The organism is Candidatus Laterigemmans baculatus (assembly GCF_010367455.1).
In the GTDB taxonomy this organism is placed as follows: Bacteria; Planctomycetota; Planctomycetia; order Pirellulales; family Pirellulaceae; genus Laterigemmans; species Laterigemmans baculatus.
The window spans coordinates 1-14,886 of sequence record NZ_WRPR01000139.1 but is presented as its reverse complement, the minus strand read 5'-3'; the positions used below and the strand labels follow the sequence as shown (position 1 = coordinate 14,886).

At 63.7% G+C, this 14,886-nt stretch carries 10 protein-coding genes; 1 reads left to right on the top strand and 9 read right to left on the bottom strand.

Going from position 1 to position 14,886, the window contains the following annotated elements:
- Positions 1 to 274: 274 nt before the first annotated feature.
- Positions 275 to 1,612: a HEAT repeat domain-containing protein gene (locus GNK13_RS20165; RefSeq protein WP_164104359.1), complete on the bottom strand. Its 1,338-nt coding sequence runs from the start codon at positions 1,610 to 1,612 to the stop codon at positions 275 to 277.
- Between the two features lie 119 nt (positions 1,613 to 1,731).
- On the opposite strand from GNK13_RS20165, the gene GNK13_RS20160 reads away from it, so the two are divergent.
- A complete protein-coding gene (locus GNK13_RS20160) occupies positions 1,732 to 3,093 on the top strand; it encodes a tRNA modification GTPase (RefSeq protein ID WP_164104358.1) in 1,362 nt (453 codons plus the stop codon).
- 186 nt (positions 3,094 to 3,279) lie between these two features.
- Here the strand turns inward: GNK13_RS20160 and GNK13_RS20155 are convergent, their stop codons facing one another.
- From GNK13_RS20155 to rpe, 8 genes are all read right to left on the bottom strand, one after another.
- Positions 3,280 to 4,266 carry an acyl-CoA desaturase gene (locus tag GNK13_RS20155; RefSeq protein ID WP_164104357.1) on the bottom strand — a complete coding sequence of 329 codons (987 nt, stop codon included), beginning with the start codon at positions 4,264 to 4,266 and terminating at the stop codon, positions 3,280 to 3,282.
- Positions 4,267 to 4,618: 352 nt separating this feature from the next.
- Positions 4,619 to 6,694, bottom strand: coding sequence for a carboxy terminal-processing peptidase (locus tag GNK13_RS20150; RefSeq protein WP_164104356.1), 2,076 nt, complete (start codon positions 6,692 to 6,694; stop codon positions 4,619 to 4,621).
- Between the two features lie 233 nt (positions 6,695 to 6,927).
- Positions 6,928 to 9,246, bottom strand: a complete 2,319-nt coding sequence (locus tag GNK13_RS20145) for a DUF1549 domain-containing protein (RefSeq protein WP_164104355.1) — start codon at positions 9,244 to 9,246, stop codon at positions 6,928 to 6,930.
- Entirely contained in the window at positions 9,243 to 9,818 is a 576-nt protein-coding gene (locus GNK13_RS20140; protein ID WP_164104354.1) for an RNA polymerase sigma factor, read from the bottom strand. The genes GNK13_RS20145 and GNK13_RS20140 overlap by 4 nt, the downstream gene beginning before the upstream one ends.
- Before the next feature lie 3 nt (positions 9,819 to 9,821).
- Entirely contained in the window at positions 9,822 to 11,102 is a 1,281-nt protein-coding gene (locus GNK13_RS20135) for a DUF1501 domain-containing protein (RefSeq protein ID WP_235935357.1), read from the bottom strand.
- A gap of 29 nt (positions 11,103 to 11,131) precedes the next feature.
- Positions 11,132 to 12,760, bottom strand: coding sequence for a DUF1549 domain-containing protein (locus GNK13_RS20130; protein ID WP_164104360.1), 1,629 nt, complete (start codon positions 12,758 to 12,760; stop codon positions 11,132 to 11,134).
- 396 nt (positions 12,761 to 13,156) lie between these two features.
- On the bottom strand, positions 13,157 to 13,726 hold the full coding sequence (locus GNK13_RS20125) for a histidine phosphatase family protein (protein ID WP_164104353.1): 570 nt from the start codon (positions 13,724 to 13,726) through the stop codon (positions 13,157 to 13,159).
- Between the two features lie 12 nt (positions 13,727 to 13,738).
- Entirely contained in the window at positions 13,739 to 14,431 is a 693-nt protein-coding gene (rpe, locus tag GNK13_RS20120) for a ribulose-phosphate 3-epimerase (protein ID WP_164104352.1), read from the bottom strand.
- Positions 14,432 to 14,886: the final 455 nt, after the last annotated feature.

Below are 14,886 nucleotides of genomic sequence, written 5' to 3'. Positions count from 1 at the left end.
GTTTTAAAAAGCAGTCGCCTTCGGCTTGCCGTTAAACGATTTTTCCGCGAGCCGTCCTGCTCCGAACCAATCCAAAATGGCGCTGTCCAGCTAGGCTCTATCAGAAAACGTTATTTCACCGTCACACTCCCCCCGGGAGGGTCGGACTCTTAGTCCCGGGGAGGGCCTGCTCAACCTAACGGCATGGAGGCTCTTTTGCGCGCGTTCGCCCTCCCCGCTCGTTCCTCGCGACCCTCCCGGGGGGAGGGTGTGGTCCGAGATTTCTCACACTGGATTAGCGGAGGCCGAGGAACCGCCGCAGACGGGTCGCGACCGTCGGATCCCGTTCTTCTCGCAGTCGGTCCCGGAGCGCCTCGTGGACTTCGCGATCGTCCATCGTGCCGAGTCTCGCGATTGCTTGTAGCCGCACGTCCCGTTCGGGATCGGCAGCGAGCCAGATCAGCCACATTCGCGGGTCGACATCGGCTCGCTCGGGCAATTCATTCACCATCGCTAAGCGAACTTCGGCCGAAGTCGAAGTGAGTCGCGTCGCCAGCTCGAGATCGGCGGCGGTAAAGTCGCGTTTCCGCAGTTCCGCTTCGGCGGCCTCGCGAAGCGTCGGTTGGGCGCTGCCGATAAAATCGATCACCGAGCGGGTGTCGTAGGCCGCCAGCGGATTGCCGCCGAGCATCGGTTCTTCGGGCTCGACGGGAGTCACGATGAAGGAGCTCTGGGAAAGGGGGGCGAGCCGCGGCATCTGGTCGCTGTCGACTTGCCGCGGGGCATCCTCGCGATCGGCTGGCGGAGGAGCGGTGTCGCTGGAGGCAGCCGGTTCCGCTTGTCCGCTGCCAATGGCCGTGGGACCGCTCACGATGCGAACCGAAGCGGCCGGGGGAAGCGGAGTCAGCAACTGCGGTGATCGGTCCCGTCCGCTCGGGTCGGCGGCGGGCGGCGGAGTCGAGCCCATCTCGGCCGACGCAAGCGCGGCCAGGCGAGTCGCGGAGGAGTCCAAATCGCTCGAGGTGTGCGGCTCGGTGGCGGTGGCTGGAGCGTCGGCGATAGCGGGCGATTGGCTGACGACCGCCAGTAACTCACAGGCCTCGCGGTAGATCTCCGCTTCCGCTTGGTTCTCGGTCCCGACGGTGTCGAGGACGAGTTGGTTGACCAGTTCGGCTACCCGCGGGCGACGCTCGGGCGGACAGTGGTCGGCGAGCTCGCGGAGCGATTCGAGCAGCGTTTGTTGACAGCCAACCGCGTCGTCGCTGTCGGAGGTCTGCCAGCGGCCCTGGAGATCGCGGAGCACCTGGAAGGCGGTCGCGGAAACGGTATCGTCAGGCGATCCGAGGGCGGCGACAATCTTTGGGACCCCCGCGGCGCCAAATTCCGAGAGCATCGCGATCCGCTCGATTTGCACGTGCGGTGGGTGAGCTTCGAGATTGTCCGCCAAGCGGCTGATCAGCCACTGCTGGGCCAGTTGATGGGCGCCGAACACGCCAAACGAGCAGAGCGCCAGGGCGGCGACGGCTCGAAACCAGCGTCCGCGCGGTTTACGATCGCCGAGACGCCACCTCGGCCACGCTCGGGGCGTTGGGGGAGGAAGGATGAACGGGTTGTCGTCAGACGGGCCAGTCACGAGCGAATCCTTGCCTGTGGCACCAACCGTGGCACTTTGGAAAACACGAATTGTCAGGCGAGCGGGCGCCTGAGACAAGAGCGGATCCGCGCGGCAGTCGCGGCCAAGAGTGAAGAACAATGTTGGAATCGAGCGATACGATTTGCGCGGTGGCTTCGCCTCCGGGAGGCGGGCTTCGAGGCGTCGTCCGGATCAGTGGTCCGGAGACGCTCGCGATCCTGGGCCAAGTCATCTCAAGCGGCCGAGCGGAGTTCGAGTCGACGAGCCGACCGCACCGGTTCGCCTGCGAGTTCGCGTTGCCGGAGCCTTTTGGCGCTGTCGAAGTGGCCGTGCTGCTGTGGCCCACGACGCGGAGCTACACAGGCCAGCCCTCGGCCGAGGTGCACTTGATTGGAGCCGAACCAGTCCTGTCAGCGGTCGTTGATCGGCTGCGGGAGGCAGGAGCGCGGCTGGCGGCTCCAGGCGAGTTTACGCTGCGGGCATTCCTGGCTGGCCGGCTCGACCTGACCCAAGCCGAAGCCGTGCTGGGAGTGATCGAGGCGGACGATCGTGAAGGGCTCGGAGCCGCCCTCGATCAACTCGCCGGAGGAATTGCCGAGCCGCTCGGCCGAGTCCGAGCCGAAATGCTCGAGCTGCTGGCCGACGTCGAGGCGGGGCTCGATTTTGTTGAAGAGGATATTCAGTTCATCGACGATGACGAATTGCATCGCCGGTTGCAGGCCATCGCGGCGCAGATCGCCGCGACCGCGGACCGGATGCGTGCCCGGGGGCGGTCCGGCGACGTCCCGACCGTCGCCCTCTATGGACTTCCCAACGCAGGCAAAAGCCGCCTTCTCAATACGCTCTCGGGGACCGAGGCGGCGATCGTCTCCAGTCGCACCGGGACCACCCGCGATCCGGTCGAAGTCCGCGTGGTGGCCGGTGAGCAGACGCTACGGATCGTCGATACCGCGGGGATGGAGGAAGTTCTCCAGGGACACATCGAGGCCGAACTGGTCGAACAGGCGCAGCACCTGGGACGCGCGGCCGCTCAAGCCGCCGACGTGCGACTGTGGTGCGCCGATGCTGCTCGGATCGATCCCGACGCCAACCCTCCGCTAAAAGACTCGCTGCGGGTGGCGACCAAGTGCGATTTGGTCGATGCGGCCCGACAAGAGCGGCTTCGCCAGAGCGGCTGGCTGCTGACCAGCGCGGTCGAAGCCAGCGGACTCGACTGCCTCCGCCAGGCCGTCGCCGAGCGGCTCGGCGGATCGGGAGATGCCGGCGGTTTGGCGGCCACTGCGGCGCGGTGTCGAGAGACGTTGAGCGACGCGGCGGAAGGACTGCGGAGTGCCGCCGAGGTCGTTTCCAGCGGCGGAGGGCAGGAGTTGGTCGCTGCCGAACTGCGGATGGCGATGGAAGCGGTGGGACGCGTGACCGGTAGCGTCTACAGCGAAGAAATCCTCGACTCCATCTTCGGCCGCTTCTGCATTGGCAAGTGACCGCGCGAACGTACAGCACCCTTGAGCCGCAAGGCGCTAGCCGCGGGTTTCGTCACGCCGCCGAACGGAGCGTATCCGTATCTGAACGCTGCTGCGGCGCAACGCTTTCCTATGGACCGGACCGAGAAGAACCCGCGGCTAGCGCCTTGCGGCTCAGTTTTTTCGGAAACCGTCGCGGAGACCCGCTCAGCTGCGGGCTTTGCGTTTATGACGCGGCGGAATGATGTGGCTCGCCAATCCGACCGCGGCAAAACCTCGGATGACGTAGTAGTTCAGATCGATCTCCCACCACCGGTGTTGGACCGATGCACTCGCCGGATCGGCGTGATGGTTGTTGTGCCAGCCTTCTCCTGCGGTGAGCAGCGTGACGAACCAATTATTGCGGCTGTCGTCGGTGGTCTCATAATTCCGGTAGCCGAACACATGAGTGAGAGAATTCACCGCCCATGTGATATGCCAGACCCAGACGGTCCTCGCAATTACACCCCAGACAAACAGGCTGGCTGCCGTTCGGTACGCTTCGGTGGTCGACCCCAGCGCGATCAAACAACCGCCGAGAGCAACGGCCGCATAGAGTGCGGCGTGTGCTAGATAGAAGACTCCGGCGGGGCTGGGGAGCCGCTCGATCCAGCGATAATAGGGATCGGCCAAAATGTCGCGAGCATATTTCTCATACATTGCGAAGGTGGCCATTCGGCTGCGGTTCTCATGGACTAACCAATTCACATGAGACCAAAACAGCCCGACCCGCGGAGTATGAGGATCCTGTTGGTCATCGGAATGAGAATGATGCATCCGATGCCAAGCCACCCAGTGTGCTGGTGACTCTTGCGCTGCGCACATGGCGAACGTGACCAGTGTCCGTTCGAACCACTTCGGCGTCCGAAAGCTGCGGTGGGAGAGCAACCGGTGGTAGCCGATGGGAATGGCCAGCTGCCCGAAGACGACGACGCCGAGCACGAATGCGATCACCCCGGCCCACGTGAAGAGCCAGGGAACGAACACCAGCAGCGCAAGGACGTGCAACGTGGCGAAGAAAACCAAATAGTCCCAGCGAACCCGAGAGGTGTCGACTCCATGGGGGACTGGGAGTCGCCGCGGACGCTCATGCGACTCCGTGAGCGACTCGAGTTCGGGGCTCACGAGTGGTTTCGTCGCTAACGAGTCGAGCATGCCGTCGATAATTCCTGCAAAGTGGATCGAACGCTGACTGCCGCGCTAAATGGTGGGTGCAGTGTAGAGGACTGTGAATCGTCCTTCGTCAACAAAATGGTTGTTTTTTCGCCTTTTATGAGGACCTGGCGCTACCCAGTCAAAACGATCGGCAAGGCTTCGCAGGTCGCCTCGCCTCGAACCGTATCTCCCCTCGCCTTCGATAGCGCCACTGCGTCTCCCACAGCGCCACTGCGTCTCCCCCAGCGCCACTGCGAACGAAGGGTGAGCGGACCTCACGAAAAAAAACGCCGACGAGACAGGCTCGTCGGCGTTTCGCAGGTTCAGTCGTTGGAGTGCAGCGATAGCGAGCTCAGCCGGCTTTGGCCAAGTTCTGCTGGCGAAGGCCTTCGAGGTAGTCGACGGTGATCGACATCACTTCATTGTTGTAGAACGTGTCGGAGAAGACTTCGTCATCCGAAATCTGCTGATCGAGCAGCTCTTTCTCGTCTTCCTTTTGGGCGTCCAGCTCTTTGCGAGTCTCCAAAAATTCCTCGCGGTTGAGCGAGAGGAATTTCTCTTCCTTCTGACGTCGGTAACTGTCGATGCGACGCATCAGGTCGACGAACTCTTTGTGGTTTTTGATCCGCTCGGAGCTCCGCGCCCGCACGGTGCCGAGGACGTCGGCGGGAACCATCCGATAGATGTGGTGGGGAGCCGGCGGAACGCGATCGCTCGGCAGAGCGTACTGCAGGTCCGCTTCGCCGATATCCATGTGGGTCGACAGCGACGGGAGGATGACGTCGGCTTTAACGCCTTCGCGTTGGGTGCTTTCTCCGTCGGGCAGATAGAACTGCTGGAGGGTGACTTTCAACGCGCCCATCTTGTTGCCGTTGCCGAGCAGGATTTCGCGGTCGAGATCGAGCAGCGTTTGCACGGTTCCCTTGCCGTGCGTCATCGGATCGCCGACGACCAAGCCGCGGCGATAATCCTTGATCGCTCCGGCGAGAATTTCCGAGGCACTCGCGCTGAACTTGCTGGTCACGACGACCAGAGGACCATCCCAAGCGACGCCGCTATCTTCATCGGCGTAGGCTTCGACCGAACCGGCCGAATCTTTCACCTGCACGACCGGACCCCGGTCGATGAACAGCCCGGTCAGGTTGATCGCCTCGGTCAAGCTACCGCCCCCGTTGGCGCTCAGGTCGAGGACCACCGCGTCAACGTTCTTTTCGCGGAACTCACCCAGGATGCGAGCGACGTCGCGGGTGCTGCTGCGGAAATCGGGGCGGTTGCTGCGAGCCCCTTCCATATCCATGTAGAAGCTCGGCAGGTTGATGTAGCCGATCTGCATCGGCTCGCCATCTTCTTTGGTCTCGACCGGCACGATTTCGCCGCGGGCGGCGCTGTCTTCCAGCTCCACCTTGGCACGCACGATCCGCAGCTCTTTTGTCTCGCCGACGCCGCCCGATTTGACTCCGAGCCGCACGACCGAACCGGCGTCACCACGGATCAGATCGACCACGTCATCGAGCGGCATCTCGATGATATCCACCATCTCGCCGTCGTCGCCTTGGGCGACCGAGACGATGTGATCATCGGCTCGCAGCTCGCCCTGCTTGTCCGCCGCCCCGCCGGGGATGACTTTGGAGACAACCGTGCTGCCGTCCTTTTCTTGCAGCGCCGCCCCGATCCCTTCGAGGTTCAGACGCATCGTGATGTTGAAGTTGTCGAGCGTCTTGGGCGACATGTACGTCGTGTGCGGATCGTAGCTGCTGGTGATCGACGTCAAGAACAGCTCGAGCAGCTTGTCGTCGTCGATCTGATGCCACCGCCGCGCGTTGCGATGATAGCGGCGGTCGAGTTGCTCGAGCGCCTCTTCGCGGCTCTTGCCGTCTTCTTCGAGGACGAGCAAGCTGTATTTGAGCTGACGCCGCCAGCGCTCGCGAGCTTCCTCGTCGTTGATCGGATACCGAGCCACGTCGGGATCGATCACGATCGACTCGTCGGCTGCGAAATCAAACGGCTCCTTGAGCAACGCTTCGACCATCCCCAGCCGCTCGTCGACGCGCTGCAGAAAGCGGTGGAAGACGGTGTAGGCAAAGGTCACGTCCCCCTCGCGGACCATGTCGTCCAGCTGGGTTCGGTGCTGAGCGAACTCATCGACGTCCGCTTTGGTGAAGTACAACTTCATCGGGTCGAGCGACTTGAGGAACAGCTCCAGCGCTCGCTGGCTGTGCTCGTCGCCGAGTGGCTCACCCGAAATGTGGCGGCGAGGCATCAAGTTGGCGACCAACCGAGCGATCCGGCGATCGTTCATCGACGGCCCGGCAAGCTCCTCGGCCTCGGCCCGGCTGGCGAGTGAAAATGCGAGCGGTGCCGTCCCGGACGCCGCCAGCAGCGTCAGCAAAACCCATTTTCGAAATCCAAATGCCGACATTTCACGCATGCTCGTCGTCCGTTAGGAAAGTGGCGGGGGCGTCCCCCGGAGGGAAGGAACGCACGGTCCATAGTAGGATGGCCAGGAAAAGGGGGCAACCTGCACCGCTCCCCCTGTCGAGCCGGTTCTACGCCGGGAGCGCCCATTCGGTGCGATTCTCTCGAACTGAACCTGGAATTTTTGAGACCACAGGCGGGTCGTAGCCGAAACCGCCCCAGCGGGGGAAGAGCGAATGACAGACGCTACTTTTCGCGCGAGAGGATCCACCACAGGCGGCTGAGCGCGGCTTGGTCGTCCCCGCCGCTCCGTAGCGACTCGGCGGCCGCCCGCTGAGAAGCCGATGGATTCCAGTAGCCCGCCAAGTAGAACAGATGGAGGGCGCGCTCGTCGTAGTCCTCGCTCGAACCGACACGGCTCAACCAGGGTACCGGGTCGGTCGTGGCCGAGGAGTCGTAGATCGCCCGCAGCACCTGGGCTTCGGCTCCACCGGCGGGCGGCTGAGGTGTGCGTTGGCCGCTGGGTTTTCGCTTCGAGTCGGGTTGTTGGGAGTCGGGTTGCTTTGGATTGGGTCGCTTTGGATCGGGTTGCTGGGAGTCGGCGGCTTGGCCGAGCAACACGTCAGGGCGAGGAGCCAGCGCGGTCGGTTCGCCGCTCCACCGCTGGACCATCGCCACCAAGCCGCTGAATTCCTGACGGGGCAGCGCAGGTGGATAGGCGGCGTACTGGCGGAGCTGTTCGCCCGCACCTCGCAGTTCGGCATCGGAGGCCAACTCGTATCGCTCCGCCTCAAGGGCCGCGGGAGCTTTCAACCGCATCGGTGCCGCGGCCGCGATCCACGAGAGGGCGCGGGCGAGATTGAAATCGTGAGCCCGCAGCTGGGCGGCCAATTCGGCTTGCAGCTCGAGCAGCGGTTCGGATTCCGGCGGTGCCGACGGGTCGGCCGCCGAGCCGATCAAGGGACCCCCGTAGACCGTCTCCCAGAGGCGGTTCACGGCGGCGCGTGCCAGCTGCGGGTTGTTGTCCAGCGCCGCGGCGAGCCCTTCGAGGTCCCCAGCCTGTCGCGCGATCTGTTCCGCGTCGTCCGATTCAGCCGAGCCAGCGATCCACTGCCACGCGGCCCGCGGCGGAACGGCCCGCTGGCGGCCATCGGGTAGCTCAAAAAACACCACGGCGTCCGCTCCACGCGCCGATGGCGGAACGGTCTCCACGCGGAGGGCCCGCCCGCGGTTGGCCGACCAACGGAGCGAAGTCTGAAACACCGCGTTCAGTTCCCAGTACTGGTTTTGCCACACGCGACCGTCGAGCGGGTGGTCGTGGCAGCGGCCGCAGCGGAGATCCATGTCGAGCATCGCGTGCCCGAACTGTTCAACCAACGGGACCGAGCGAGGGCCAGCCAACCCGCTGAGCCAAACGCTGGCGGGATTGAAGTCTTCGGCCTCTGGGGCCGAGGAGCCGCGGGCGGTCAGCATCTCGGCAGCCACCGCATCGAAGGCGACCTCGCCCCCGATGGCGGGCGACAACCAGCGGGCAAACGCTTCGCGCTGGCTCTCGCTCAGCTGCTCGGTACCGACGCGTCCGAGCAACGTCCGGGCAAACTTGCGGGAGACGGTTTGCCGCGCCCGCGGATCTTGCAGCGCCCGGCGGATCGATTCACTCACGCCTACCCGCGCCGAGGGCCGCGCCGAATCGCCTTCGGCCAGCGCAACGGTCGTGCCCAGAAGTTGGTTCAGCCGAGCGTTCCACGTCGCGGCGTCCACCTCAGCGGTCGGCTCCGTGCCCGTCGACTGCCAGGCCGAAGCGAGCAACGCATCGATGCGAGCCACGATCGCTTCGTCGGCGAGCGGCTCGGGTGGCGGTGGGTAGGCTGCGGCCGGGTCGATCGGTGCAGCGGAGGCCAGGGCTTCGGCCGGATCCCGAGCAAACCCGGGCGTGGGATCGGTGACGGGAAATCCGCGCTCGCTCGGCTCCGCGCCGGCGTCATCGGCAGCCAGCGCTCGAGGAGCTGGGGTCGGAGTCGTGTCTCCGCCGAGACCGCGGGGCGAGGAACCGGAGTCCTCGGGAGCGACCGAGGCGGGAGGATTCGGTGCCGCGCCCGGAGCGACGCTCGCGTCGATCGCGGACCGCGTTGCCGGTCCCTGAGGCGCTTGCGGCGACCCGGAGGGCGGATCGGTCGCGGGATCGCCGGCGGTGAGAGTCGGGCCGGCGGGCCGGAGGGCCGGGCGGCTGAAGAAGAGCCCCGCGAGCACGACCGAGGCGGCCAGCGAAGCGACCCAGGCGCAGGCGAGCACCGTCCTGCGGTGTCCCCGGCGACGCGGCGCCGCGGGAGTGACCAGCGCGGGAGCGGCGGGGCGGGCAGCCAGCGGATTAACAGCCAGCGGATTAGCGGCCAGCGGATTAGGAGGCAGCGGATTAGCAGGCAGCGGATTAGGAGGCAGCGGAGCGCTTGACCGCTGGGCCTCGAGGGCCGCGAGAATTTTGCCGCTCAGGTCGGGCGGATGGGGACCGCCGGCCGCTTCGGCCAACAGCACTTCGAACATCGCGTCGTCGGATTCGTGGTTCATTTGAAGTGGTTTTCGACGCACTGTCGCAGTTGTTGTTTGGCCCGCTGCATCAGGTTGCGAGCTCCGTGTTCGGTGATCCCCAGGGCTTCTCCGATCGCCGCGCGGCTAGCCTCATCGGCGTAGCGGAGGCGAAGTGCCAAGCGGGCGCGTTCGGTGAGTTGTTGGAAGCATTTTTGCAACGCTTCGGCCGCCTCGTCGCCGGTCAAATCGGCTCCGGCCCAGCGGTCCCAAACTTCATCGAGCGCGGTGGGCGAATCGGTCAAATGGACGCGGCTGGTCCGGCGAACCATCGAGATCATCAGGTTCCGCGCGGTTCGCCGGAGATAGACCGAGGTGGCCGCGTCGCTGTACTGTACGAAATTTTTCTGGCCGAGAACTCGCAGGAAGGTTTCCTGTGTCAAATCGTCCGCCGTGGCCCCATCGCAGCCGAGCATGCGCAGGTATCTCCAGACGCCCGCCTGGTGGCGGCGGACGAGAGATTCCGCTTCCCGCTGGGACGTCTCGGCATCCCCGCGGGGCTGGTCCGCTTCCCGTTGAGGCGGGTTGCGGGATTCGCGGGCCGGAGAGGACAAAGGTCAAGCAAACAGTTCGTTGATGATTTTACCGCCGCCGGCAATCTTCATCGGCCGATCATTTTTGGAGGTGTAGGTCGTTTCCAGGGAAATTCCGAGCGCGTGACAGATCGAGGCCATCAGGTCTTCGCTGCTGAACGGTTCGGTCTCGACCGCGGTTCCATCGGCGCTGGTCGCGCCGACGGCGATCCCTCCGTTGATGCCCGCACCACCGACGACGGCGCTCCAGGAGCGGGCCCAGTGGTCGCGGCCGGCGTCTTGGTTGATCCGCGGGGTCCGCCCGAATTCGCCCATCCAAATGATCGCCGTATCCTCGAGCAGTCCCCGCTGCTCGAGGTCTTCGACCAAAGCGCTCATCGCGCGGTCCATTTGCGGCAGTTTCTGATCGGCCAAGATGGTGTGGACGTTGGCGTGGTTATCCCAGCCGCCGAGGTCGACTTCGACGAACGGAACCCCCGCTTCGACCAACCGCCGTGCGAGCAGGCAGCCTTGGCCAAAACCGTTGGTCCCGTAGCGTTCTTTGACTTCCTCCGGCTCGGTCTCGACTTTGAACGCCGCCATCTGCTCGCTGGTCAGCACCTCGAGCGTCTTCTTCAGCACGTTCTGATGGTCGGCGGCGACCGAGCCTCGCGTCTCGCGGATGAACGAGGTCTCCATCAGGTTCAGCGCCGCGACCCGCTGCATCAGCCGGGTGTTTTCGAGATCCATCTCCAAGTTGCGGATCCGCCCGTTGCTGGAAACATTGAACGGAGCCCAGGCCATCCCCAAAAACCCTGGACCGGCACTCGCCCCGCCGACCGAAACGAAGGGAGGAATCGCCAGGTCGGGTCGTTGGTCAGCCAATTCGTGAGCGACGACCGAGCCGTAGCCCGGGTGCTCGATGTTCGGGTTCGGGACGTAGCCGGTATGCATGTAGTAGCGGCCGCGGTTGTGGTCCGCTTCCCGCGTGCTCATCGAGCGGATCACGGCCATGTGATGCATCTGCTTGGCCATCATCGGCAGGTGTTCGCAGATCTGCAGATCGCCGCTGGTCGAAATCGGCTGGAAGGGCCCGCCGGTCGCCGCTCCGGGTTTGAGATCCCAGATATCGATCGTCGACGGTCCACCGCTCATCCACAGCAGGATCGCCGACTTGCGATTCTTCTTCAGTTCGTCGGCATGGACGCGGAGCGAGTGTCCCATGGCCAGCGACGAACCGAGCATCGCCGAAGCACCGGCCATATGTTTGACGAAGTGCCGGCGGGACATGCCCGAGGGGAGCGGTGAGGAGATGCGATGACGCATAGAGAAGAGCCCCGTGGGTGCTGGAAAAGTCAGTGTTGGAGGATGAATTCGTTGCTGTTCAGGATCGCCCACCACAAATCTTGCAACGCCTCGGTCTGGTTCCCGCCGCGGGCGTTGAGCAGTTTGCCGGCGATCACGATTTCGTCGCGAGTCGCTCGCCGAGCCAGTCCCGCCATGAACAATCGGTGAACCTTTTCAGGCATCCGCGCCTGGCTCGCTCCGAGCGTCCCGATCATCGACTCCGGCGTGTCGCTCGTGGCCCGCTTGATCAGGTCTCCGTTGAACATCATCAAGGCTTGCGGAATCGAGCCATTGAAGGTCGTCGCTTCGTCCCCTTCATCGGTTCCGAAGGCGACCACGAATTGCTCGAGCCATCGCCGCCGTTCGCGTTCCTGCTCCGCGTAGGAACCGCGGGCTTTGGCTTGGCTGGCGACGACCAAGGATTGATAGAGCTGCTCGGCCTGCATTTGACGCAGGTAGAAGTTGGAGAACTTGGGCGTTTCACCGATCGTGGGATCATCGATCTGGTTGTGCGCGGTGATCTTCGCCTCGAGCTGATACGGGCGGCTGAGCGTGATCCACTTGATCAGCTCCTTGAGGTCGTAGCTCGAGCTGCGGAAATCGGACGCCAAACGCTCGAGCAGCTCGGGGTGGCTCGGCGGATTGTGCGGCCCCAGGTCGTCGACCGGCTTGGTGAACCCGTAGCCCAGGAAGTGAGCCCACATCCGGTTGACGATCATCTTGTCCAGGAACGGGCTGTCCATCATTTGGCGAGCCAGTTCCGCGCGGCGGTTGACGTCGCTGACCCGCCCACGCGCGTCGATCGGCGGATGGTCGATGAACGCCGGGTAAGCACTTTTGGTCAACCCGTTGCGGAGCTCGTAGAAAATCACCGCGTCGTCGGGGTTCCCCGCCTGGCCGGCAAAATCCTGGTCCGCCAGCTCGGCGAAAGCGACGTCGCGAGTGCCGTCGACGAATCGCCGCAAGGCCACGGTCTGTCGGAAGAACGCATTGAACTCCCAGAACGTCTGCTGCTTCCACTTATTGAACGGGTGGTTGTGGCACTGCGTGCACTGAACCTGCAGCCCCAAAAAGATCCGCGACGTGCTGCTGGTTGCCAGCACGGCGTCGTCTTCGGTGACTTTGCCGACCAAGAAGTTCACCGCTCCGTTGAAATTCTCTTCGCCCGGCTTAGTGGTTCCCGTTGCCGTCACCAGCTCGTAAACCATGCGGTTGTACGATTTGTTGGCGGCGAACGAATCGCGGAGATACTTTTGCATTCCCTCGCGGTTGGTCAGATCGCGGCGGTCGGTTCCGCCGCTGCGGCCGATCAGGATGTTGGTCCAGATCGTCGACCAGTTCCGCGCGTACTCTTCGGTGTACCGATCGTCGTGCAACAGCCGCTCGACCAGCTCGGCCCGCTTGTTTGCTCCCCGTTCGGCGATGAACGCTTCGAGTTCCTCGAGCGACGGGATGCGGCCGAGGATGTCGAGGTAGACGCGGCGGCACCACCGTGCGTCGTCGACTTCCGGAGCCGGACGAATCTCGTAGTCCCGCCAGCCCTGCTCGATCAATTCGTTGATCATCGCCACTTGCGGCGAGTCCGGAGTCTGGGCCTCAGCCTGCCCGGGCAGCAGGATCGCCGAGCCGACGAGCATCCAGCACGCCGCGGCGCAGAGCAGAGATAAGGGGCGGCAGTCACGAAGCATCGCCGGTTCCTGAAAAGACGGATTGCACACAGAGCTGAGTACACCCTCTTGAACGCAACGCTCGAGAGCGATGTACTCAGCGCGTTCAACAATCCATAGTAAACGCCGAGCGAAGAGATTGCAGGTCTCGCCGTCCAATCGGCCTTGACCGCCGCCGCGAGCCCGAAACCCAATCCGCCGCCACGCGCTAGCGTCCGGTTCTCGCCGCGTTCACGAGAACCTCGCCTGTGTCAGGAAAGCTGAACGACACCCTCCCGGGGGGAGGGTGATGGGGAAACCGGGTCTTCCGACAGAGGCTAGCGGTCGGTGGCGATAGAACCGGGTCGCTCAGAAGAACCGGGTTGCTCAGACGGTGGCCGGCTCGGTCTCGATCAGCTCCCAGAGCGCTTCGTCGGTCTCGCTCTTCCAGAGATCCTGCATCGAATCGCCGCGGAGCAAGCTGCGGACGATGCTGGCGAGTGGATCGGGGGCGACGATCGCAATCGTGCCGCTGCGGTGTTTGCGTTTGAGTTTGCAGAGCAGTTTTTCGACGCGGGCCCGCGCTTGATCGACCGTCTCTCCGCCGGGGGGACAGATCTGGTCGGGGTGATCTTGGCCGGTGCGGTAGATCCGCGGCTGCTTGATGCGGAGCTCGTCGATCTGCTTGCCCTGCCACAGCCCGTGGTCGACGTTCCGCAAGGCATCGACGACCTTCACCCGTCCCCCGCACCGCTCGGCGAGCGTCTCGGCGGTCTCTCGCGCCGACTGGCAGGGAGCGGTGAAAATCCGGTCGATCTGCAGCTCCGCCAGTTCGCGGACCGCCGCCAGCACCTGCGAGCGTCCGATCCGGCTGAGCGGCATGTCGAGAGAACCCTTCATGCGACGCTGGTCGTCGAATTCCGTGGATCCAGGTTCAATCAGTAAAAAACGACTCATATAGCCAATGACTTAAGTCGAGTGTGGGCGTTGCATGGCGGTTTGCAAATCGGACAACGCCGAGGCGTAGTCGTCCTTGCGAAAGATCCCCGAACCGACGACGAACAGATCCGCTCCCGCCTCGCGGCAGGCACCGATCGTCTCCGTGTTGATCCCCCCGTCGACCTCCAACAACAAGTCGGAGTGGCGGGACCGCAAGGTCCGGAGTTTTTCCAATGCAACGGGGTCAAAAGCCTGTCCACCAAAACCGGCGTTTACGCTCATGACTAACACCGCATCGCACTGACCCGCGTAGTTTTCCACCGCTCCGAGCGGCGTCGCGGGATTCAGGGCAATGCCGGCCCCGATACCAAAACTTTTGATCGCTTCGATCAACTCTGCCGGCTGCTCCACCGCCTCGACGTGGAACGTCAACAGGTCGGCTCCCGCTTCGGCGAATTGCTGAGCATAGTTGCCCGGGTCGCGGATCATCAGGTGAACATCCAACGGAAGTTCGCTGAGTTGGCGGCAAGCCGCCACGATCGGCATCCCGTAAGTCAGATTCGGTACGAACTGACCATCCATCACGTCCAGGTGCAAGGCCTTCGCTCCCGCCGCTTCCAGACGACGGATCTCCCGCTCCAAATTCCCGAAATCGCACAGCAACATCGACGGCAGCACCGCCGGCGTCGCTTCGCGGAGGATTTGGAGACGGGAATTGCTCATCGAAAACAGCCAAGGATCGTGATCAAACGGACAGGTGGCTCTGCGAGCACCGAGAACAACTGTTGCCACTGTCCGGCAGTCTGTCAACTTCCTCTCGGTGTTCCTCTCCGTGCGTCTTCCCCCACCCATCGGCGGTTTCTCCCGGGGGAAATGCTAGCAACTGGTTGAAAAAGCGAAATTTGTTCCTCTCGGAGAAGAAAGTATCGGCTGAGGCAACCCCCGGGAGAGGGGTTTTGGGGGTGTGGTCTCCCGCACCGGCAGTCGGCGGGCGGAAACCTCAGCGGGAAAAGAAGGGGCGTTAGCTGGACAGCGCCATTTTCTCACGCTGAATTGCCATAAAGTCCGCAGTTCCCAGCAGTTAGCTACCAAGTCGTTTAACGGCAAGCCGAAGGCGACTGTGTTTTAAAAAGCAGTCGCCTTCGGCTTGCCGTTAAACGATTTTTCCGCGAGCCGTC

Excerpts from the sequence above, each read along its gene's own strand:
- GNK13_RS20160 (WP_164104358.1), top strand. The coding sequence starts at position 1,732 with ATGTTGGAATCGAGCGATACGATTTGCGCGGTGGCTTCGCCTCCGGGA.
- GNK13_RS20155 (WP_164104357.1), bottom strand. The coding sequence starts at position 4,266 with ATGCTCGACTCGTTAGCGACGAAACCACTCGTGAGCCCCGAACTCGAG.
- GNK13_RS20150 (WP_164104356.1), bottom strand. The coding sequence starts at position 6,694 with ATGCGTGAAATGTCGGCATTTGGATTTCGAAAATGGGTTTTGCTGACG.
- GNK13_RS20145 (WP_164104355.1), bottom strand. The coding sequence starts at position 9,246 with ATGAACCACGAATCCGACGACGCGATGTTCGAAGTGCTGTTGGCCGAA.
- GNK13_RS20135 (WP_235935357.1), bottom strand. The coding sequence starts at position 11,102 with ATGCGTCATCGCATCTCCTCACCGCTCCCCTCGGGCATGTCCCGCCGG.
- GNK13_RS20130 (WP_164104360.1), bottom strand. The coding sequence starts at position 12,760 with ATGCTCGTCGGCTCGGCGATCCTGCTGCCCGGGCAGGCTGAGGCCCAG.
- GNK13_RS20125 (WP_164104353.1), bottom strand. The coding sequence starts at position 13,726 with ATGAGTCGTTTTTTACTGATTGAACCTGGATCCACGGAATTCGACGAC.
- rpe (WP_164104352.1), bottom strand. The coding sequence starts at position 14,431 with ATGAGCAATTCCCGTCTCCAAATCCTCCGCGAAGCGACGCCGGCGGTG.